This window comes from Frateuria sp. Soil773 (assembly GCF_001428405.1).
Lineage (GTDB): Bacteria > Pseudomonadota > Gammaproteobacteria > Xanthomonadales > Rhodanobacteraceae > LMSL01.
Genome location: NZ_LMSL01000002.1, coordinates 188454 through 208918 on the forward strand (window position 1 = coordinate 188454; position 20465 = coordinate 208918).

20 protein-coding genes are annotated in these 20465 nt (G+C 70.8%); 9 read left to right on the plus strand and 11 right to left on the minus strand.

From position 1 onward, the window contains the following. Nucleotides 1-2 precede the first annotated feature (2 nt). From ung to ASG87_RS00965, 5 genes are all read right to left on the minus strand, one after another. Nucleotides 3-716, minus strand: coding sequence for a uracil-DNA glycosylase (gene ung / locus ASG87_RS00945; RefSeq protein ID WP_055999432.1), 714 nt, complete (start codon nucleotides 714-716; stop codon nucleotides 3-5). Further along, complete coding sequence (locus ASG87_RS00950) at nucleotides 713-1555, minus strand: response regulator (protein WP_055999434.1); 843 nt, start codon at nucleotides 1553-1555, stop codon at nucleotides 713-715. The genes ung and ASG87_RS00950 overlap by 4 nt, the downstream gene beginning before the upstream one ends. A 141-nt stretch (nucleotides 1556-1696) precedes the next feature. Further along, nucleotides 1697-2695 (minus strand): permease-like cell division protein FtsX, encoded by a 999-nt coding sequence (gene ftsX / locus ASG87_RS00955; protein WP_055999436.1) that lies wholly within the window; start codon nucleotides 2693-2695, stop codon nucleotides 1697-1699. After that, complete coding sequence (ftsE, locus tag ASG87_RS00960; protein WP_200948957.1) at nucleotides 2692-3387, minus strand: cell division ATP-binding protein FtsE; 696 nt, start codon at nucleotides 3385-3387, stop codon at nucleotides 2692-2694. The genes ftsX and ftsE overlap by 4 nt, the downstream gene beginning before the upstream one ends. A gap of 98 nt (nucleotides 3388-3485) precedes the next feature. Next, entirely contained in the window at nucleotides 3486-5198 is a 1713-nt protein-coding gene (locus ASG87_RS00965; RefSeq protein ID WP_055999440.1) for a DEAD/DEAH box helicase, read from the minus strand. Between the two features lie 441 nt (nucleotides 5199-5639). On the opposite strand from ASG87_RS00965, the gene trxA reads away from it, so the two are divergent. The 3 genes from trxA (at nucleotide 5640) to ASG87_RS00980 (ending at nucleotide 9443) form a co-directional block, all read left to right on the plus strand. Continuing rightward, nucleotides 5640-5966, plus strand: a complete 327-nt coding sequence (trxA, locus tag ASG87_RS00970; RefSeq protein WP_055999442.1) for a thioredoxin TrxA — start codon at nucleotides 5640-5642, stop codon at nucleotides 5964-5966. Between the two features lie 152 nt (nucleotides 5967-6118). Next, nucleotides 6119-7849, plus strand: a complete 1731-nt coding sequence (gene rho, locus ASG87_RS00975) for a transcription termination factor Rho (protein ID WP_055999445.1) — start codon at nucleotides 6119-6121, stop codon at nucleotides 7847-7849. A gap of 226 nt (nucleotides 7850-8075) precedes the next feature. After that, nucleotides 8076-9443: a glutamate--cysteine ligase gene (locus tag ASG87_RS00980; RefSeq protein ID WP_055999448.1), complete on the plus strand. Its 1368-nt coding sequence runs from the start codon at nucleotides 8076-8078 to the stop codon at nucleotides 9441-9443. 211 nt (nucleotides 9444-9654) lie between these two features. Here the strand turns inward: ASG87_RS00980 and dcp are convergent, their stop codons facing one another. The 4 genes from dcp to ASG87_RS01000 all read right to left on the minus strand — a co-directional run bounded on the left by dcp (nucleotide 9655) and on the right by ASG87_RS01000 (nucleotide 13731). Further along, entirely contained in the window at nucleotides 9655-11859 is a 2205-nt protein-coding gene (gene dcp, locus ASG87_RS00985; RefSeq protein ID WP_055999451.1) for a peptidyl-dipeptidase Dcp, read from the minus strand. 107 nt (nucleotides 11860-11966) lie between these two features. Next, on the minus strand, nucleotides 11967-12317 hold the full coding sequence (locus ASG87_RS00990; protein WP_055999454.1) for a hypothetical protein: 351 nt from the start codon (nucleotides 12315-12317) through the stop codon (nucleotides 11967-11969). Between the two features lie 44 nt (nucleotides 12318-12361). Then, a complete protein-coding gene (gene bioD, locus ASG87_RS00995; RefSeq protein WP_055999457.1) occupies nucleotides 12362-13054 on the minus strand; it encodes a dethiobiotin synthase in 693 nt (230 codons plus the stop codon). Beyond that, the gene (locus tag ASG87_RS01000; protein ID WP_055999460.1) at nucleotides 13051-13731 is read right to left on the minus strand and encodes a TMEM175 family protein; all 681 of its coding nucleotides are present in this window, start codon (nucleotides 13729-13731) and stop codon (nucleotides 13051-13053) included. The genes bioD and ASG87_RS01000 overlap by 4 nt, the downstream gene beginning before the upstream one ends. Before the next feature lie 59 nt (nucleotides 13732-13790). Between ASG87_RS01000 and ASG87_RS01005 the strand changes: the two genes are divergently transcribed. Beyond that, nucleotides 13791-14282 (plus strand): GAF domain-containing protein, encoded by a 492-nt coding sequence (locus ASG87_RS01005; protein ID WP_055999463.1) that lies wholly within the window; start codon nucleotides 13791-13793, stop codon nucleotides 14280-14282. 7 nt (nucleotides 14283-14289) lie between these two features. Here ASG87_RS01005 and yihA read toward each other — a convergent pair whose 3' ends face one another. Further along, the gene (gene yihA / locus ASG87_RS01010; protein WP_055999466.1) at nucleotides 14290-14919 is read right to left on the minus strand and encodes a ribosome biogenesis GTP-binding protein YihA/YsxC; all 630 of its coding nucleotides are present in this window, start codon (nucleotides 14917-14919) and stop codon (nucleotides 14290-14292) included. Between the two features lie 107 nt (nucleotides 14920-15026). Between yihA and ASG87_RS01015 the strand changes: the two genes are divergently transcribed. The 5 genes from ASG87_RS01015 to ASG87_RS01035 all read left to right on the plus strand — a co-directional run bounded on the left by ASG87_RS01015 (nucleotide 15027) and on the right by ASG87_RS01035 (nucleotide 18857). Continuing rightward, the gene (locus ASG87_RS01015; RefSeq protein WP_055999468.1) at nucleotides 15027-15821 is read left to right on the plus strand and encodes a c-type cytochrome; all 795 of its coding nucleotides are present in this window, start codon (nucleotides 15027-15029) and stop codon (nucleotides 15819-15821) included. 70 nt (nucleotides 15822-15891) lie between these two features. Continuing rightward, nucleotides 15892-16782, plus strand: a complete 891-nt coding sequence (locus ASG87_RS01020; protein WP_055999470.1) for a thiol:disulfide interchange protein DsbA/DsbL — start codon at nucleotides 15892-15894, stop codon at nucleotides 16780-16782. A gap of 110 nt (nucleotides 16783-16892) precedes the next feature. Next, nucleotides 16893-17546, plus strand: a complete 654-nt coding sequence (locus ASG87_RS01025; protein WP_055999473.1) for a thiol:disulfide interchange protein DsbA/DsbL — start codon at nucleotides 16893-16895, stop codon at nucleotides 17544-17546. A 97-nt stretch (nucleotides 17547-17643) separates the two neighbouring features. Further along, nucleotides 17644-18450: an endonuclease/exonuclease/phosphatase family protein gene (locus ASG87_RS01030; RefSeq protein ID WP_055999476.1), complete on the plus strand. Its 807-nt coding sequence runs from the start codon at nucleotides 17644-17646 to the stop codon at nucleotides 18448-18450. Next, nucleotides 18447-18857: a hypothetical protein gene (locus ASG87_RS01035; protein ID WP_055999480.1), complete on the plus strand. Its 411-nt coding sequence runs from the start codon at nucleotides 18447-18449 to the stop codon at nucleotides 18855-18857. The genes ASG87_RS01030 and ASG87_RS01035 overlap by 4 nt, the downstream gene beginning before the upstream one ends. On the opposite strand, the gene ASG87_RS01040 is transcribed toward ASG87_RS01035, so the two are convergent. Then, on the minus strand, nucleotides 18771-20381 hold the full coding sequence (locus ASG87_RS01040; protein ID WP_055999483.1) for a hypothetical protein: 1611 nt from the start codon (nucleotides 20379-20381) through the stop codon (nucleotides 18771-18773). The two genes, ASG87_RS01035 and ASG87_RS01040, sit on opposite strands and share 87 nt — an antisense overlap. Between the last annotated feature and the right edge of the window lie 84 nt (nucleotides 20382-20465).

Below are 20465 nucleotides of genomic sequence, written 5' to 3' on the forward strand. Positions count from 1 at the left end.
CGCTACGCAGGCACGTCCTTGAGCAGGGCCCGCGGGGGGAGGGACCAGTCGATCGGCTCCTGGCCGTGCTCGGCCAAGTAGCGGTTGGCGGCCGAGAAATGGCCGCAGCCGATGAAGCCGCGATGGGCGGACAACGGCGAGGGATGCACCGACTTGAGCACGCGGTGGCGGCGCGTGTCGATCAGTTGCCCCTTGCGCTGGGCGTAGCTGCCCCATAGCAGGAACACGATGCCTTCGCGCTCGCGGTTGAGCGCATCGATGGCCGCGTCGGTGAAGCCTTCCCAGCCCTTGCCCTGGTGCGACCCGGCCCGGCCGCGCTCGACCGTGAGCACGCTGTTGAGCAGCAGCACGCCGCGGTCGGCCCAGGGCGTGAGGCAGCCGTGGTCCGGCGGCGCCAGGTCCAGGTCGCGCTGGATCTCCTTGAAGATGTTCTGCAGCGACGGCGGCACCGGCACGCCCGGGCGCACCGAGAAGCACAGCCCGTGCGCCTGCCCCGGGCCGTGGTAGGGATCCTGGCCCAGGATCACCACGCGCACCGCGTCGAACGGCGTGTGGTCGAACGCGGCGAAGATTTCCGGGCCGGGCGGGTAGATCACCTTGCCCTTCTGCTTCTCGGCGCGCAGGAACGCGGACAGCGCCTGCATCGGCGGACTGGCTAGGCAATCGCCCAGGCGCTCCTTCCAGGACGCCTCCAGCCTGATCCGGTCCGCGTTCATGCCGTGGCTCCGCGTTCGCGCAGGTGCCGCGCCACGCGCAATTGGAACAGCAGCTTGGTGATCAACAGCTTCTCCTCCACCGGTTTCTCGACCAGGTCGTTGGCGCCGGCCCTGAGCAAGGCCGCCTGGTTGGCGGGATTCTCGTCGCCGGTCATCACCAGCACCGGCAGCCTGCCCTTGCCGTAGGCGAACTCGCCGCGGATGCGCTCGAGCAGGTCGCCGCCGGTCAGCTCGCCCTTCAGGCTGACGTCGGTGAGCACCACGTCGGCGCCGACCCGGCCCTGCACGCGCTCGGTCTCCAGCAGCGCCAGGGCGTCCTCCACGCTGACCACGTGCCGCACGGTGAGGCCGATCTTCTCCAGCATGCGCCGGGTCGCCAGCGCGACGACCCGGCTGTCCTCCACGTACAGCACGGTGCCCTCGGCCGCGCTTTCCGGGCGCACGTAGCCGCGGATGAACTCGGCCAGCGCCTGGAAGCCGAGCGACTTGTCGAAGTAGTCGGTGACGTGCTCGCCCAGCGCGCGCCGGTGCAGGCGGTCGTCCACGTCGCCGGACACCACCACGATCGGCACGTAGATCTGCGGCGCGGACTCGCGCACGTAGCGCGCCAGCTCCAGCCCGTCCATGTCGGGCAGGCGCAGCGCGATCGTGATGAAGTCGAACACGCCGCCGTCGAGCAGCCGGTGCGCCTCGGCGCCGCTGCCGCAGCCGATCACCTCGGCCTCCGGCAGTTCGCCCTGCAGCACCCGCTGGATCAACTGGCGCACCACCCGCGAGCCGTCCACCACCAGCACCCGGGGTGCGGTGCCGACGCTACGGCTGCCGATACTTGCATTCATTCCCACCCATCCACTTGGCTCCGAGGCATCCCGGCCACTGAGTTGGCGAACGCCCCCTGCGTCCGCCGGCACGACCCTATCTTGCCCGAAGCCGGCCGCAACGCCTGCGAAGGCGGTCACTCCCTTCCCGCGGGAACCGGCTCAGGCCGCCTGCCGCAATTGCCAGGCACTGACCAGGCGCGCGCCGAGCCAGCCCAGCACCGCCGTGGCCAGCGGCACCGCCAGCAGCAGCCACGGCGGCAGCCCGGCCAGCACCAGCTTGCCGTCGTAGGCCTGCACCAGCCGCGCCACCGGCTCGGCCAGGGCCAGCTCGATCAGCACGGCCAGTCCCGCCGCCAACGCGCCGCCGAACAGCCCGTACCAGATGCCCGCATACAGATAAGGGCGCCGCACGAAGGCGCGGCTGGCACCGATCAGCATCAGCACGCCGATTTCCTCGCTGCGGCTGGCGATGTCCACCCGCACCGTGTTGCCGACCACCAGGAGGGCCGCCAGCGCCAGCAGCAGGGCCAGCACCAGCACCGCGCGATGGCCGACGCCCAGCAGCGCGTCCAGCCGCTGCCGCCAATGGCCGGCGTCCTGCACCAGGTCCACCGCGCGCTGCTCGCGCAGCTCCGCGGCAAGGCGGTCCACCGCCGCGGCGTCGAGGCCGGCGCGCGGCAGCACGTCGAGCACGTAGGGCAGCGGATTGCGGTCGTCCAGCGCGTGCAGGGCACCGGAGAAGCCCTGCATCGCGGCCAGTTCGTCGATGCCTTCCTGCGGCGTCTTCACCGTGACCGCGCTGACGTCGGCGCGGCTGCGCCACTCGGTCGCCAGCAGCATCGCCTGCGCGCCGGACTGGCCCGGCTTCAGGAACACGCTGACGGTCTGGTTGCGGCCCAGCGCGTCGCCCAGCGACTGCACGTTGGCGAGCAGCAGGTAGAACGCCAGCGGCAAGGCCAGCGCCAGCCCCATCACCGCGATGGTGAGCAGGGTGCCGAGCGGGCGCCCGGCCAGCCGGCGCAGGCTGGCCGCGGCGCTCCAGCCGTGGTGTTCGCGCCAGTTGCCGAAGCGGCTGACGTGGCTGCGCCCGCTGCGCGGCGCGTTGGCGGCGTCCGCGGCGGGCGCGTCGGCGGAACGGGTTTCGGACGGGCTGTTCACAGCACCTCCTGCGATGCGACGTCCGCCACCAGCCGGCCATGGTCGAGCACCACCACGCGCTTCTTCATGCGCTTGATCAGCGGCAGGTCGTGGCTGGCCACCAGCACGGTGGTGCCGACCTGCTGGAATTCGGCGAACAGGCCCATGATCTCCACCGCCAGTTGCGGATCGAGGTTGCCGGTGGGCTCGTCGGCGATCAGCAGCGCCGGCCTGGCGACGATCGCGCGCGCGATGCCGACGCGCTGCTGCTCGCCGGCGGACAGCGAATCGGGCCGCTGGCGCTCGTAGGCCAGCAGGCCGACCTTCTCCAGCGCCGCGCGCACGCGCCTGGCGCGCTCGCCCGCGGCGATGCCGCCGATCAGCAGCGGCAGCTCGACGTTGGCGAATACCGTGCGCTCGACCAGCAGGCGGTGGTCCTGGAACACCATGCCGATGCGCCGGCGCAGCCTGGGAATGCCGCTGCGGCCGATCTTCGCAAGGCTCTGCCCGTCCATCGTGATCACGCCGTGCGAGGGACGCTCGATCAGCGCCAGCAGCTTCAGCAGGGTGCTCTTGCCGGCGCCGGAGTGGCCGGTGACGAAGGCCATCTCGCCTGTCGCCACCTCGAAGGAAAGCTGCGAGAGCGCCTCGTGGCCCCCCTCGTAGCGCTTGCTGACTTGTTCGAAGCGGATCACCGCGTATCCCCGGCCCATGGATGCCGCACCAGCGGCAAGGATAAGGGATGCGCGCGCGCAGGTGCGCACGGATCGCGCGATGCAGGCGCGAAACGCGCCTGCATCCGCACGCCGGTTCAGCGGCCGGTGAACAGCCGGGTCAGCCGGCGGAACAGCCCGGGCTTCTTCGCCGCCTCGGCGGCCACGCCGGATTTCACCGCGACCTGGCGCGAGGGCCGCGAAGGCTCCGCCGCACGCTCGCGCGGCGGCTTGCGTTCGCCGCGCGGGGGGCGGTCGCCGCTGTCGGCGGCATTCGTCGCCGTATTGGCCGTCGCGTTCGCCACCGCCTCGCCGCCCTCGCGGCGGCGGTTGCGGCCGCCCCGGCGGCGACGGCGCTTGCGCTCGCCCTCGGCCGCGGCGGCCGCCGGCGCGGCGCTGTCGGCCGCCGCCTCGATCGGCGTCTCGGCCGGCGCCGAGGCTGCGACGCGAGGCTCGCGCGGCGGACGGCCTTCGCCGGACCGCTCCTCGCGCGGCGGCCGCTCGCCGCTGCGGCTGCGCGAACGGCTGCGCGGCGGTTTCTTCTTCTCGTCGCCGCGCGGCTCCACCTTGTCGCCGAACGCGGCGCTGTCGGCGGCCGCCTCCGCGGCGTACTGCGCGTCGATCTCGCGCGGCTTGGGCATCACCAGCAGCTCCGGCTCGACCGTCGCCACCGGGATCTTCTGCCCGATGTAGTCCTCGATCTCCGGCAGGCTCATCGCGTACAGGTCGCAGGCGAAGCTGATCGCGTCGCCCTCTGCGCCAAGCCGCGCGGTGCGGCCGATGCGGTGCACGTAGTCCTCGGCGTCCTGCGGCAGGTCGTAGTTGAAGACGTGGCTGACCGCCGGGATGTGCAGGCCGCGCGCGGCCACGTCGGTGCACACCAGCATGTCGAGCTGGCCGTCCTGGAAGCGCTGCAGCAGCTTCTGGCGCTTGAGCTGCGGCACGTCGCCGGAGAGCGCGCCGACGCGGTAGCCCTGGCGCTTCACCCGCTCGGTGATGCGTTCGGCGGCGGCCTTGGTGTTGACGAAGATGATGCTGCGCTCGGCCTGGGTGCGCTCGAGCAGGTTGAGCAGCAGCGGCATCTTCTCTTCCTTGGCCGGGAAGTAGACCACCTGGCGCACCCGGTCGGCGGTGACGTTGTCGGTCTCCACCACCAGCTTCTCGGCCTCGTGCATGTGCTCGTAGGCCAGCTCGAGCACGCGGTGGCTCAGCGTGGCGGAGAACAGCAGCACCTGGCGCTGCTCGCGCGCCGGCAGGCGGCGGAAGATGAAGCGCACGTCCTTGATGAAGCCGAGGTCGAACATGCGGTCGGCCTCGTCCACCACCATCACCTCGACGCCGTCCAGGCCGAACACGTGCTGCTTGTAGTAGTCGAGCAGGCGGCCGGGCGTGGCGATGATGATGTCGCAGCCGTCCTTGAGCTGCTGGCGCTGCTTGTCGTAGTCCACGCCGCCGTAGATCAGGGCGATGCGCAGGCCGGTGTGGCGGCCGATCGAGCGGGCGTCCTTCTCGATCTGGATCGCCAGTTCGCGGGTCGGCGCGATCACCAGCGCGCGCGGGTCGCTGTCCTTGCGCTCGGCCACCGCGGGGGTGGTCAGCAGGCGGTTCATCAGCGCGACCAGGAAGGCGCAGGTCTTGCCGGTGCCGGTCTGCGCCTGGCCGGCGACGTCGCGGCCGGACAGCGCCACCGGCAGGGTCAGCGCCTGGATCGGCGTGCAGCGGGTGAAGCCGGCCTCGTCGAGGCCCTGCTGCAGCAGCGGATGGAGATCGAAGTTGGTGAAAAAGGTATCGGTAAGTACGGTCTGTGACATTGAGGTATCGGATGAAAGTACAGGCGGCCGCCGGGCGGCGCCTGGCCCCGCGGCCGTGGCGGCGACGCGGGAAGGTGGATGGATGCGGCACGGCGCGGTGCGCGGGCCGGCGGACCTTCGAAAGGCCGCCTGGCCGCCCGCGCAAGCCGCAGCCGGCGCCGCCATGGATGGCGGTAACGAGCGGCGGCCCCGCTGGCATAGGCGAGCGGGCTAGGCACCGGAAACGCCCGCCGGAACCCGCTCGCCTATGTCAACGGAACCATCCGCTGCTGCCCTTGAATCGCTTGAATCGCGCCCCGAGTTACGATGCAATGGAGGCCTGCCGCAACGGCATTCCTCCGCAGTTACCCGGTTCGGACCCGCGCAACATGGGCGCCTGAGTGTAGCCGATGCCGGCCGCGCGGTCCTCAACCCCCTTTCACGCCATCCACGGAGACACCGGTGAGCGACCTGATTACCCATGTGAACGACGACGCCTTCCAGCAGCAGGTGCTGGAGTCGGAAGTGCCGGTGCTGCTGGACTTCTGGGCCGAATGGTGCGGCCCGTGCAAGGCCATCGCGCCGATGCTCGACGAGCTGGCCAGGCAGTACGAAGGCAAGCTGCGCATCGTCAAGCTCAACATCGACCACAACCAGCAGACCCCCCGCACCTACGGCGTGCGCGGCATCCCGACGCTGATGGTGTTCAAGAACGGCAAGGTCGAGGCGACCCAGATCGGCGCCGTCGGCAAGGGCCAGCTTACCCAGATGATCGACAAGGCCATCTGACCTCGTCGCACCCGCTCGCCGCCGCGCTTTACGGCGCCGCGCGGCGGGTGTTAGATTCGTTCCCGACCGTCGGGGGCGTCCTGCCTCCGAGCGCGCTCCGCGCAACGCTCACCCTCCCTCCTGTACTCAACGGCGCCCCACGAGGTTTGCCCGTGTCCGATATCGAAAGCAAAGAACCCAACGACGCCAAGGGCGCCGACACCAAGCCTGTCGCCGAGCCGAAGCCGCGCGCGCCGCGCAAGACGGCTGCGGCCAAGGCCGACAAGCCGGCGCCCGACGCCCCGGCCAGCGAACCGGCCCGGCCCGCGCCCGTGCAGGCCAGCCTGCCGGTCGATGCGCCCGCGCCGGCCCCGGCCGCCTCCCCGGCGCCCGCACCGGCACAGCCGCAGGCGACCTCGAACGACGGCCCGCGGCCGCCGCAGGAACCGGCCCAGGCCGGCAACGGCGGCCAGCAGGGCGGCAACAACGAGCGTCGCAACGACCGCAACGACCGCGGCCGCCGCCGGCGCCACGAGCGCGGCCAGCGTCCCCAGGGCGGACCGGGCGGCGGCGGCCACCCACGCAACCCGAACGGCCTGCCGGTGGACGACGACAACGCCGATCCGGGCAGCAACGACCGCCTGATCAACCTCACCGAGCTCAAGCGCAAGAACTCGATCCAGTTGCTCGAGTTCGCCGAGTCGCTCGGCATCCAGGAAGGCGTCGCCCGCCAGCGCAAGCAGGACGTGGTGTTCAACATCCTCAAGGCGCACGCCCGCTCCGGCGGCGGCATCTGGGCCGAGGGCGTGCTGGAGATCCTGCAGGACGGCTTCGGCTTCCTGCGCTCGGCCGACGAGAGCTACCTGGCCGGCCCCGACGACATCTACGTCTCGCCCAGCCAGATCCGCCGCTTCAACCTGCGCACCGGCGACTACATCACCGGCCGCGTGCGCCATCCGAAGGAAGGCGAGCGCTACTTCGCGATGCTCAAGGTCGACGACATCAACGGCGACCCGCCGGAAGCGTCGAAGAACAAGCTGCTGTTCGAGAACCTCACCCCGCTGTTCCCGCGCAAGGCGTTCAAGCTCGAGCGCGGCAACGGCTCCAGCGAGGACATCACCGGCCGCATCCTCGACCTGGTCGCGCCGATCGGCCGCGGCCAACGCGGCCTGATCGTCTCCCAGCCGAAGTCCGGCAAGACGATGATGCTGCAGAACATCGCTCAGGCGATCACCTACAACCACCCCGACGCGCACCTGATCATGCTGCTGATCGACGAGCGCCCGGAGGAAGTCACCGAGATCGCCCGCACCGTGCGCGCCGAGGTCATCTCCTCGACCTTCGACGAGCCGGCGGTGCGCCACGTGCAGGTGGCCGAGATGGTGATCGAGCGCGCCAAGCGCCTGGTCGAGCACAAGAAGGACGTGGTGATCCTGCTCGACTCGATCACCCGCCTGGCCCGCGCCTACAACACCGTGGTACCCAGCTCCGGCAAGGTGCTCACCGGCGGCGTGGACGCCAACGCGCTGCAGCGCCCGAAGCGCTTCTTCGGCGCGGCGCGCAACGTCGAGGAAGGCGGCTCGCTGACCATCATCGCCACCGCGCTGACCGACACCGGCAGCAAGATGGACGAGGTGATCTACGAGGAGTTCAAGGGCACCGGCAACATGGAAGTGCACCTGTCCCGCCGCATCTCCGAGAAGCGCGTCTACCCCGCGATCGACATCAACCGCTCCGGCACCCGCCGCGAGGACCTGCTGATCGACCCGGACCTGCTCGCCAAGATCTGGATCCTGCGCAAGCTGCTGCATCCGATGGACGAGCTGGCGGCGATGGAGTTCATGCTGGACAAGATGAAGAACACCAAGTCCAACGACGAGTTCTTCAACTCGATGAAGCGCTGAACGCCGCCGCCCTCCCCGGTCGCCGGGGAGGGCGGACCGCCTGCGCAGGCGCGCCCGCCGAAGCCGGGCGGATCGCCGGCCGCTCCCGCCTTCGGCCGACCCGCGGCGCCACGCGCCGGCGCGGCCCGGCGGCCGACCTCGCGCCGCTCCTGGATTTGCCGGCGCCCCCTTTTCGTCGCGGCCCGACACCCCCATAGTGACCCGCTCCCCCTGCGAGGTCATGCCCGTGTCCATACCCAGTGCCGTCAAGAGCACCCCGATCGGGGGACGCCAGCAACTGGTCGACTACCTCGCGGCCGGCGAAAAGCCGCGCGAGGCGTGGCGCATCGGCACCGAGCACGAGAAGTTCGGCTTCCGCACGGACGACCTCGCGCCACCCACCTTCGAGGGCGAGCGCGGCATCCGCGCCCTGCTCGAAGGGATCGCCTCGCGCTACGGCTGGGACATCGCGCGCGAAGGCGAGACGCCTGTCGCGCTGACCCGCGGCATGGCCAACATCACGCTGGAGCCGGCCGGCCAGCTGGAGCTTTCCGGCGCGCCGCTGGAAACCATCCACCAGACCTGCTGCGAGGTGAACTCGCACCTGGAGGAAGTGCGCTCGGTGGCCGACGCGATGGGCCTGGGCTTCCTCGGCATGGGCTTCCAGCCGAAGTGGCGGCGCGACCAGATGCCGTGGATGCCGAAGGGCCGCTACAAGATCATGCGCGAATACATGCCCAAGGTCGGCTCGCTCGGCCTGGACATGATGACGCGCACCTGCACCGTGCAGGTGAACCTGGATTTTTCCAGCGAGGCGGACATGGTGAAGAAATTCCGCACCAGCCTCGCGCTGCAGCCGGTCGCCACCGCGCTGTTCGCCGATTCGCCGTTCACCGACGGACGTCCGAACGGCTACCTGTCCTACCGCTCGCACGTATGGGAGGACACCGACGCGGACCGCACCGGCATGCTCGACTTCGTGTTCGCCGACGGCTTCGGCTACGAGCGCTACGTCGACTACATCCTCGGCGTGCCGATGTACTTCAGCTACCAGGACGGCCGGTACATCGACCTCGCCGGCCAGGATTTCCGGCGCTTCATGGACGGCACGCTGGCCGCCCTGCCCGGCACCCGCGCCACCATGAAGGACTGGGCCGACCACCTCACCACCGCCTTCCCCGAGGTGCGCCTGAAGCAGTACCTGGAGATGCGCGGCGCCGACGGCGGTCCTTGGAACCGGCTGTGCGCCCTGCCCGCGCTGTGGGTGGGCCTGCTGTACGACGACGAGGCGCTCGACGCGGCCTGGGACCTCGTCAAGGATTTCACGATGGCCGAGCGCCACGCGCTGCGCGACGGCGTGCCCCGGCAGGCGCTGAAGCTACCGTTCCGCGGCGGCACGGTGCGCGACCTCGCCCGCGAGGTGCTGAAGATCGCAGCGCACGGCCTCCGGCGCCGCGCCCGCCTCAACCGGAACGGCGCCGACGAGAGCATCTTCCTTGAGCCGCTGATCGAGATCGTCGAGGCCGACCAGACCCCGGCCGAGCGCAAGCTGGAGCTGTTCCACGGCGCCTGGGGCGGCAGCGTGGACCCAGTGTTCCGCGAATTCGCGTATTGAACTCAGGCCGCCCACGGCGGCCTGCGAACCATCCTGGGACGATGCGGTCGTAGGCTGGTCGCCGAGTGCATCGGCGGCCGCGCGGATCGCCGTGCACCGCGCCCGCACCGGCGCCCTCCTCCGGCCACGACGGCAGCGGATCCCGGGCATGCACAACGAAAACGGGCCGGCATCGCGCCGGCCCGTTCCGTTTCCGTGCCGCCGCGGCGGCTTACTGCTTCGGCGCGTCCTTCAGGCCGCGGCCGATCAGCATCGGTTCCACGCTCGGGTCCTTGCCGCGCCAGTCCCTGTACATCTTGGCCAGGTCCTCGGTATTGCCCCGCGACAGCACCATCGCGCGGAAGCGGTCGCCGTTCTCGCGGGTCAGGCCGCCGTGCTCCTTGAACCATTCGAAGCCGTCGTCGGCCAGCATCTCGGTCCACAGGTAGGCGTAGTAGCCGGCGGCGTAGCCGTTGCCCCAGATGTGCTGGAAATAGCTGGAGCGGTAGCGCGGCGGCACGTAGTCGAGGTTGATCTTGTCCTTGGTCAGCGCGGCCTGCTCGAACTTGTCCGCGTCCTGCTTCGGCGCGTCGGCGCCGAGCATGTGCCAGTCCATGTCCAGCAGGGCGGCGGCGACCAGCTCGGTCATGTCGTAGCCCTTGTTGAAGGTGCCGGCCTTCTTGATCTTGTCCACCAGCGCCTGCGGCATCGGCTCGCCGGTCTGGTAGTGCTTGGCGTAGTGGGCGAAGACCTTCGGGTCGGTCGCCCAGTGCTCGTTGAACTGCGACGGGAACTCCACGAAATCGCGCGCGGTGTTGGCGCCGGACAGCGACGGGTACTGCGAGTCGGCGAACATGCCGTGCAGCGCGTGGCCGAACTCGTGGAACATCGTGGTCACGTCGTCGAACGACAGCAGCGCCGGCTGGCCCGCTGCCGGCTTGGTGAAGTTGGCCACGTTGTAGACCACCGGCCTGGCGCCCAGCAGCTTCGACTGGTCGACGAAGTTGCTCATCCAGGCGCCGCCGTTCTTGTTGTCGCGCTTGAAGTAGTCGCAGTAGAACAGCGCCATCGAGCTGCCGTCCTTGTCGAACACCTCGAACACGCGCACGTCCGGCTGGTACACCGGGATGTCGTGGCGCTCCTTGAAGGTCAGCCCGTACAACTGGTTGGCGGCGTAGAACACGCCGTTCTGCAGCACGTTGTCCAGCTCGAAGTACGGCTTGATCTGGCCCTCGTCGAGGTCGAACTTCGCCTTGCGCACCTGCTCGGCGTAATGCTGCCAGTCCCACGCGGCGAGCTTGAAGCCGCCCTTCTCGCGGTCGATCACCGCCTGGATGTCCTGCGCCTCGCGTGCGGCCCGCGCGGTGACGGCCGGCACCAGGTCCTGCATGAACTTCAGCGCGGTCTCCGGCTTCTTCGCCATCTGGTCTTCCAGCGTCCACGCGGCGTAGTTCGGGAACCCGATCAGCTTGGCCTGCTCGGCGCGGATCTGCGCGATGCGCTCGATCAGGTCGCGGGTGTCGTTGGCGCCGCCGTGCTCGGCGCGGTCCCACGAGGCCTTGAACAGCGCCTCGCGGGTGGCGCGGTCGGTCAGGTCCTTCAGGGCCGGCTGCTGGGTGGTGTTCTGCAGCGGCAGCAGCCACTTGCCGTCGAGGTTGCGACCCTTGGCGTCCTGCGCGGCGGCGGCGAGGTCGCCCTCGGACAGGCCGGCCAGCTTGGCCTTGTCGTCCACCACCAGCGCGCCGTCCTTGGTGGCGGCCAGCAGCTTGTTGGTGAACTGCGTGCTGAGCGTGGACTCTTCCTTGTTGAGCTCCTTCAGCCTGGCCTTGTCGGCATCGCTGAGCTTGGCGCCGGCACGCACGAAATCCTTGTAGGTCACCTCGACGAGGCGCAGCGACTCCGGGTCGAGCTTGAGCGATTCGCGCTGGTTGTAGACCGCCTCGACGCGGGCGAACAGCTTGTCGTTGAGGTGGATCGCGTCCTCGTGCGCCGCCAGCTTGGGCGCCTCCTCCTCCTGCACCTTCTGCAGGGCATCGGAGGTGTTGGCGCCGGTGACGGCGTCGAAGGCCGCCCTTGCGCGCTTGAGCAGGGCGCCGGACTTCTCCATCGCCACGTAGGTGTTCTCGAAGGTCGGCGGCTCGGCGTTGTCGGCGATCTTTTCGATCTCCGCCAGGTGCTGCTTCATGCCTTCCTCGAGCGCGGGCTGGTAGTCGCCCTCCTTGATCTTGTCGAACGGCGGCGCCTGGAACGGCAGCGTGCTGGCGGCGAAGAACGGGTTGGCCGCGTTCGCGTCGGCGCTCGCTGCGGCGGTCTGCGCGGATGCGCTGCCGGCCGGGGCGGCCGCGCCGTCGGCGGACTTGGCGGCGTCGCCGGAAGGCTGCGAGCAGGCGGCGAGGGCGATCGAGGTGGCGATCACGAGCATACGGAGACGAGGCATCGAGGGGTTCCCTGGTGGTGCATCCGCACGGCGGACGCGGTGAGTCGACAGCCTTCGACTCTAACCACTCCAGGGGCCATGTTCCAAGGGCCGGACGGCCTGCCCGCTCAGGCGGCGCGCATGTCGCGAAGCTGCCAGGCCGACCCGATCAACAGGTTCAGGCGGTGGCGCACCACGCGCATCGGCAGGCTGGTGACCAGGTCGACGTCGGTGCGCAGGTCGGACACGGCCGCCTTGGCCTCGGCCGAGGGGTCGGTGCCGCCGAGGCTCATGTCGACCTCGTCCGGATCGGGCTGCATGGCGCGCCAGCGCTCGAACAGCGCCGGGCCGCGCAGGGCCTCCTGCAGCGCCGCGGCGAAATCGCCGGGGCCGGCGCCGTCGTAGGACAGCGCGGGCTCGCTGCCGTGCGCGCGCGACAGGTCGTCGATGGACAGGTAGTAGTGGTTGCGCTGACTCATGGGGTCCTCCTGGGGAACGCGGCGGAATCCTGCATTGCCGCCCATCATGCCCGATGTGAAAGCCCAAGCAGCGGGCCGAGGTCCAGCCCGGACGCGGCCTCGGCAGGCGAAAGCCCATGCGGCAGCACGCCCAGGCAGGGCGCCGGCAGGCGCTCGCGCAGCGTGGCGAGATTGTCCTCCAGCGCCATCATCGCCGGGTCGATGCGGTTGCCGATCCAGCCAAGCAGTTGGCAGCCGTCGGCGGCGATCGCCTCGGCGCTGAGCAGCGCGTGGTTGAGGCAGCCCAGGCGCAGGCCGACCACCAGCACCACCGGCAGCCGCCATTGCCGCGGGATGTCCGACGCCAGAAGGTCCGGCGCCAGCGGCACGCGCCAGCCCCCGACGCCTTCGACCACCACCCAGTCGTGCGCCGCGCGCAGCCGCTCGAAGGCGTCGCGCAGCGGCGGCATGCGCACCGTCACGCCCTCGTACGCCGCCGCCAGGTGCGGCGACAGCGGCTCGCGCAGGGCCACCGGATTGACCGCCGCATACGGCAGCGGCGCGCCGCCGGCGGCCAGCAGCGCCAGCGCGTCCTCGTTGCGCAGACCCTCCGGCGTCTCCAGGCTGCCGCTCGCCACCGGCTTCATGCCGCAGGCGCGCTGCCCGGCCGCCTGCAAGGCGTGCAGCAGCGTGCAGGCGGCATGGGTCTTGCCGATGCCGGTGTCGGTGCCGGCGACGAACAGCGCGCGGCCGCTCACGACGCGTAGCGCCGCCGGAAGCCCGAGACCACCGGCCCGGTCAGGAACATCAGCATGTAGACCATGCCTGGCAGGGCCGTGAGCAGCCCCCCGGTGGTGTCCGGCAGCAGCAGGGTCAGCACGACCGAGACCAGCCCGATCGCCACCGGCAGGCTCCAGCCCACCGCCTCGACGCGGGCCTGGAGGCGGGTGGCGCCGGCCAGCCCGGGCTGGCGCGCCGCGTGCCGGAACAGCAGCACCAGCGTGCCCGACATGCAGGCGAAGGCCAGGCCGAAGCAGACGTACACGGCCTTGATGTCCAGCCACGACTTCATGGTGAACTCGGGCGACAGCAGGCCGCCGCTGAAGCCGCAGAACGCGCTCGCGTAGACCATGTGCAGGGGATACACGAAGACCAGCGCGAGGAATACCAGCACCAGCGAGAACAGCAGCCCGGGCGTCGTGCTGCGCGGGCACAGGCGCCGCCAGCGCACGTGGCCGTGCCACATCATCGCGATCTGCGCGAAGCAGCAGGCCGCCGCGGGAATCCCGCGCAGCAGCGCCACCAGCCGGGAGCCGCTGTCCGGGATGGTCTCCCCGCCGATCGCCAGCAGGGTCAGGGTGAATGCGAACGCGCCGTCCACGAACATGTCCAGCCGGCCCGCCTCGATGCCTTCGCGCTGCTCGGTGACGCTCATGCCGCTCCTCCCCGTGATGGCACGGCGCATAATACGGGCTTTGCCGCCGGTTTCCCGCGATGTTCGAACTGAGCCAGACCATCTACGCCGACAAGCGCGAGCACTATGCCGACCTGCTGGAGCAGGCGCGCGGGCTGCTCGCCGGCGAGCGCGACCTGATCGCCAACGCCGCCAATTTCGGCGCCCTGCTGTTCCACAGCCTGCCCGACCTGAACTGGGCCGGCTTCTACCTCTACGACGGCAGCGAGCTGGTGGTCGGGCCGTTCCAGGGCAAGCCGGCGTGCATCCGCATCGCGCTAGGCCGCGGCGTCTGCGGCACCGCGGCGCAGACGCGCCGGACCCAACTGGTGCGCGACGTCAACGCGTTCGACGGGCACATCGCCTGCGACGCCGCCTCGCAGTCGGAGATCGTGGTGCCGCTGGTCAGGGCCGACGGCAGCCTGCTCGGCGTGTGGGACGTGGACAGCCCGGTCGTCGCCCGCTTCGACGAGGACGACCGCGCCGGCATGGAAGCGCTGTGCGCGGCGTTCATGGCCGCCGTGCAGGGCTGACGCCGCGTCAATCCCCGCGCGGGCGCCGCAGCAGCGCCACCACCGCCTCGCGCGCCTCGTCCACGCCGGTGCCGGCGGTGGACGAGAACACCTGCGCGGTAGCGTGCAGGCCGTCGGGAAAACTCTTGCGCATCGCCGCCAGCGCCTGCATGGACTGGTTGCGCGACAGCTTGTCGGCCTTGGTCAGCAGCAGGTGGCAGGGCAGCCCGGTGGCGAAGCAGAAATCCAGCATCATCCGGTCGAACTCCTTCAGCGGATGGCGGATGTCGGCGATCAGCACCACCCCGCGCAGGCTGCGCCGCTGGTGCAGGTAGCGGTCGATCTCCTGCTTCCAGTGCTCGCGCATCTCCAGCGGCACCTTGGCGTAGCCGTAGCCGGGCAGGTCGACCAGCCGCGCGTCGAGCGCGCCGCCGTCCGCCGCCAGCGGCGGCAGCGAGAACACCACCATCTGCTGGGTGCGGCCCGGGGTCTTGGAGGTGCGCGCCAAGCCCTTATGGCTGGTCAGCGCGTTGAGCGCGCTGGACTTGCCCGCATTGGAGCGGCCGGCGAACGCCACCTCGGCGCCGTGGTCGGCAGGCAACTGGCTGATGCGGTGGGCGGCGAGCACGAACTGCGCACCCTGGAGCGGATTGGACATGGTTTGACCGGTTGCGGTGGTGCGGGGATAATTCTGCGGTTTCTGCCCGCCGCCGGCTTCGCGCGGCGGCCTGCGGCAGTCTTTGCGGTCTTTCTGGAGACAAGTGTATGAGTTTTCGGCCTGCTGGTTTTCGACCGGCTGTTATCGGGGCTGCCGTAGCCCTCGTCTTCGCGCTGTCCGCCGGCACGGCCGTGGCGAAGGACGCCGAGCAGGCCGCCACCACGGCACCGGCCGCCGCCAGCACCGCCGCACCGGCCAGCGGCGCTTCCGCAGCCGCCGCACCGGCCGCCGCCGAAACCGCCACCGCCGCGGTCAAGCCGGGCGACGCCGCCGCGGGCCAGGGCAAGGCCGCCGCCTGCGGCGCCTGCCACGGCATGGACGGCAACTCCACCGACCCGCAGTACCCGAAGCTGGCCGGCCAGCACGAGTCGTACATCGCCCGCCAGTTGACCGACTTCAAGAGCGGCAAGCGGCAGAACCCGATCATGCTCGGCATGTCCGCGGCGCTGTCCGAGCAGGACATGCACGACATCGGCGCCTACTTCGCCGGCAAGACCTCGCTGCCCGGCGTGGCCGACGAGGCGCTGGTCGAGCAGGGCCAGAAGCTGTTCCGCGAAGGCGACACCGAGCGCGGCATCCCGGCCTGCATGGCCTGCCACAGCATCGACGGCCGCGGCAACCCGGGCGCCATGTACCCGCAGCTCACCAGCCAGCACGCGCAGTACATCGAAGCCACGCTGAAGGCCTGGCACGACGGCACCACCTGGGGCGACGACGCCCACGCGAAGATCATGCCGGGCATCGCGCAAAAGCTCGACGCCAAGGACATCGCCGCCCTGGCCAGCTACATCGAGGGCCTGCACGTGGCCGACGGCGCCGAAGCCAAGCCGGCCACGCCCTGATCGACTCCCTTCACGCCGACGTCCGTCGGCGTGATCGTTTCGCCTCCTCCCGTTTCGTGCCGAGGTCCCCATGTTGAAGCGTTTGCCGATCCTGTGCGCCGCCCTGCTCGCGCTCGCCGCCTGCAGCAACAACAGCGATACCGGCAGCGCCGCGCAGCAGGCGGAAACCGCGCCGCCCGCGACGGCTGCCAGCGCCACTGCGCCGGCGGCCGCCGGCACGGCGACGACCGAACCCGCCCCGGCGCCGGCATCGGCCGGCACCGCGGCGGACGCCACCGCACCGGCGCCGGCGCAGACGGCGGCCGCCACGCCGGCGGCCGCAGCCGACGCGCAGCCCTTCGTCGACGACGGCAAGTGGGTCGAGGGCAAGGACTACCAGCGCATCGAGCCGGCCCAGCCGAAGGTGAGCGGCACCGACAAGATCGAGGTGGTCGAGGTGTTCTCCTACGGTTGCCCCGCCTGCAACCAGTTCCACCCGGTCGTCTCGCAGCTCGCCAAGAGCCTGCCGGCGAGCGCGCAGATGGTCTACCTGCCGGCCTCGTTCATCCCGCAGGAGAACTGGCCCACGCTGCAGCGCGCCTACCTCACCGCACAGGTGCTCGGCGTGGCCGACAAGGCCAACGACGCGATGTACGACGCGGTGTGGAAGTCGCAGGAGATCAGCGCGATGAAGCCCACCGGCGGGCTCAAGCCGAAGGCGGCGCTGCCGACCATCGACGACATCGCCAAGGTCTACGCCAAGTTCGGCGCCGATCCCAAGGAATTCGCCGCCGTCGCCAACTCGTTCAGCATCAACACCAAGATGAAGCGCTCGGACGAACTGGTGAAGGCCTACGGCGTCGACGGCACGCCGACCATCGTGATCGACGGCAAGTACCGCTTCGCGCCGACCGAGGTGGGCTACGGCCGGAGCATCGAGCTGGCCCAGTGGCTGGTGGCCAAGGAAGCGGCCGGCAAGTGAGTTCCCGCGTGCCGGCCCGCCGGCCGGCGCGCGCCATCCACCTGGCATCCGCGGCAGTCCTGCCCGGCCGACCGGCCGGCGTGCCTGCCGCGAAAGCGGAGTAGACATCCATGTTCAAGCGTCTCGCCCCCCTGCGCATCCTGGCCGTGATCGGCGGCCTGCTGCTGGCCACCGCCTGCACCGCCTCGAACTCCGACGGCCCGGCGCCGTACACCGAGGGCCAGGAATACGTCACCCTGCCCGGCCCGCACCAGCGCTACAGCAGCGAGGGCAAGGTGGAAGTGGTCGAGGTGTTCTCCTACGGCTGCATCCACTGCGCGCACTTCGCGCCCATCGCCGAACAACTGCGCAAGTCGCTGCCACCGGGCGTCGTGTTCAAGCTGGTGCCGGCCCCGTTCAGCGCGGAATGGCTGCCCTACGCGCGCGCCTACTACGCGGCGAAGAAGCTCGGCGTGGTCGAGAAGAGCCACCTGGAGCTGTTCGCCGAGAAGTTCGCCCAGCACTACCCGATCAACTCGCTGGACGAACTGGCCGACTTCTACGCCAAGCACGGCGTGGACCGCGCCGAGTTCATGCGCATCGCCACCTCCGACGAGGTGACCGCGCAGATGAAGAAGGATCTCGCACTGATCCAGAAGTGGCAGGTGACCGGCACGCCGACCATCGTGGTCGACGGCAAGTACCGCAGCGAGAACGTGCATACGCTGGACGAGCTGTCCGCCCTGACGCAGTGGCTGGCCAAGCGCGAGCTGGCCGGCAAGTAAGTCCGCCTCGCGTTCACGTGCCGCGGGCCATGCTTGCGCCCGCGGCAGGCGCCCCGAAGCTGGCGGCTGACGCGTTTCCCCGCTACCGTCCAGCCCGATGACCCGCGCCGATCCAGCCCCGCCCGCCACCGAACGTCGCCTGCGCCTGCTCAGTTGCAACATCCTGGCCGGCGCCAGCGTGCAACGCTACCGCGAGTACCTCACCCGCAGCATCAACGCGGTGCTGCCCGGGCGCAACAAGCTGGACAACCTCGACCGCCTCGCCGAGGTGCTGTCGCAGTTCGACGTGATCGGGCTGCAGGAGGCCGACGCCGGCAGCCTGCGCTCGGGCTTCCTCAACCAGACCCGCTACCTGGCCGAGGCGGCCGGCCTGCCGTTCTGGAGCCACCAGCCGAACCGGCCGATGGCGCGCCTGGCGCACTCGGCCAACGGCCTGATCAGCCGGATCGAGCCGCACAGCGTGCTGGACTATCCGCTGCCCAGCCGCATCCCCGGCCGCGGCGCCCTGCTGGTGCGCTTCGGCGAGGCGCGCGAGGCGCTGACCGTGCTGATCGCCCACCTGTCGCTGAGCGCGCCGGCGCGCGCGAAGCAGCTCGGTTTCATCGCCGAGCTGCTGCACGACTACCCGAACGCCGTGCTGATGGGCGACCTCAACACCGACGCCGCCAGCCCGGAGATGCGCCACCTGTTCCACCGCAGCAGCCTGCAGCCGCCGGCCCAGCCCACGCCGACCTTCCCGAGCTGGAAGCCGCGCCGCGCGCTGGACCACATCCTCACCTCTGAATCGGTCCAACTGGAAAAAGTGTGGACCCTGCCGCAGGCGTTCTCCGACCACCTGCCGCTGGCGGCCGAGATCCGCCTGCCGGCCCACCTCGCGCCGCGGGCGCAGCGGCTGCGCCGATGACCGGCAAGATGCGCCTGGCCCTGCCGTGGCTGCTGCTGGTGCCGGTGCTGCTGGCCGCCCTCGCGCTGCGCTACCTGCTGATCGAGCCGGCCGACATGATCCACCGCTGCGACGGAACCGGCCCGTGGTGGTGCGCCTGGCGCCAGCAGGCGGTGCTGGCCTTCCTCGGCTATGGCTACGGCTACGCGGCGCTCGCCGCCGCCGCGCTCGCGCTGGCGTGGAAGCACCGCTTCAGCGCCTGGCTGGCGATCGCCTGCGGGCTGGTCGCGCTGCAGTTGTACTGCGTCGATGCCGGCGCGTTCGCCGTGCTGCTCGGCAGCCTACGCCTGCTGCGGCTGCAGGCCGCGGGCGTCGCGCCAGGCAAGCAGCAGCGGCGCGGCGAGCGCGAGGTTCAGCCCCAGCCATAGCCAGGCGACCGTGTTCAGCCCGGCCTCCTGCGCCACCACGACGGCTCCCAGCAGCGGCAGGCACAGCGCCAGGAAGCGCTGTTCCAGCGCCGGCTGCGCGCCGCGCACCGCACCCGCCCAGGCGGCCAGCGCATAGCCCGCGCACGGCAAGGCGAACAGGCCCAGCGGGAAATCGCGGTAGCGCCCGTCGAAGACCAGCAGCAGGTCGAACCAGGCCAGCGCGAACAGCCAGCCCAGCCGCAGCCGCTGCAGCCAGGGCCGCCCCGGCTCGGCATGCGCGCCGCCGCAAAGGCGGGCGGCCAGCGAGCGCGCCAACAGGATCGCCGTCGCCAGCGCGAGCAGGCAGGCCAGCAGCGACACGCCCCATTCGAACGGACTGCGGCAGGCATACAGCATCTGCCGGTACTGCCACGCCAGCGCGCTGCCGCTGGCGAAACCCGCGAGTTTCAGCGCGGCCCAGCCCGGCATGCCGCGCCATGCGCGGCGCCACGTCCCGGCAAGCGCGAACAGCAGCGAGCCGCCGATGCCGGCGAGCCAGCCCAGCCACCAGCGCGGCACCTCCGTCACCGGACCCTGCATCGAAAACTTCGGCCGGGCCTCGACGTCGAAGATGCCCCAGTAGCCGCCGACGGTGCCTTCCTGCAGGCGCTTCCACGGCTGGTCGAACGCCTCGATCACGTTGTACGGCATGTCCACGCGGCCGGCGTAGGCGAGGAACTCGCGCAGGTAGCGCGCCTCGTTCACCACGCTGGCGCGCGCGGCGCGGCGCGGGCGGCCTGCGCTGGGCCAGCCGGTCTCGCCGATCATCACGCGCCTGCCGGGAAACGCCTGCCGCATCCGCGCGTAGACGTCGGCCACGTGGCGCACCGCATGCTCGGGCGGCACCGGCTGGTCTTCCCAGTAGGGCAGGATGTGGATGGTGAGGTAGTCCACCGCCGAGGCCATCTGCGGATAGCGCAGCCAGAACTCCCACACGTCGGCGTAGCTCACCGGCACCGCCGCCGGGATCGCCGCGCGCACCTCGCGCGCGTAGGCCGCCAGCGCAGCGGCCGACAGCTCGCCGCGCAGCAGCACCTCGTTGCCGACGATCACCCCGCGCAGCGCCTCCGGATGCGCCTTCGCGGTGGCGATGCCCAGTTGCACCTCGCGCGCGTTCGCCGCCGGATCGCGGCCGAGCCAGATCCCCATCAGCACCTTCATGCCGTAGCGCCCGGCGATCGCCGGCACCGCGGCCAGGCCCTGGCCCTGCGAGTAGGTGCGCACGCAGTCGAACCGCTGCGACAGCGCGCGCAGGTCGGCGTCGATGCGCTCGGGGCTGATGAAGGCGTTCGGGTCGAACGGCGTCTCGTCCGGCTCGCGGTACGGCGCGTAGGACACGCAGGCGATGCGCGACGACGGCGCGTCCGGCAGGGCGACCGGCCGACCCGCCTGCCACCACCACCAGGCCCCGGCCAGCGCCAGCAGGCTCAGCACGATCCACAGCGGCCGGTACGGCGGACGAGACTGCGTGGACGTGGACGACATGCCGTTCCCGGGGTTGAGCGCGTAGCGCGCGAGTTTAGCAGGGGAGGCCCGGCGGCCTGGCTTGGAGCCCGCTCACGATCTCCA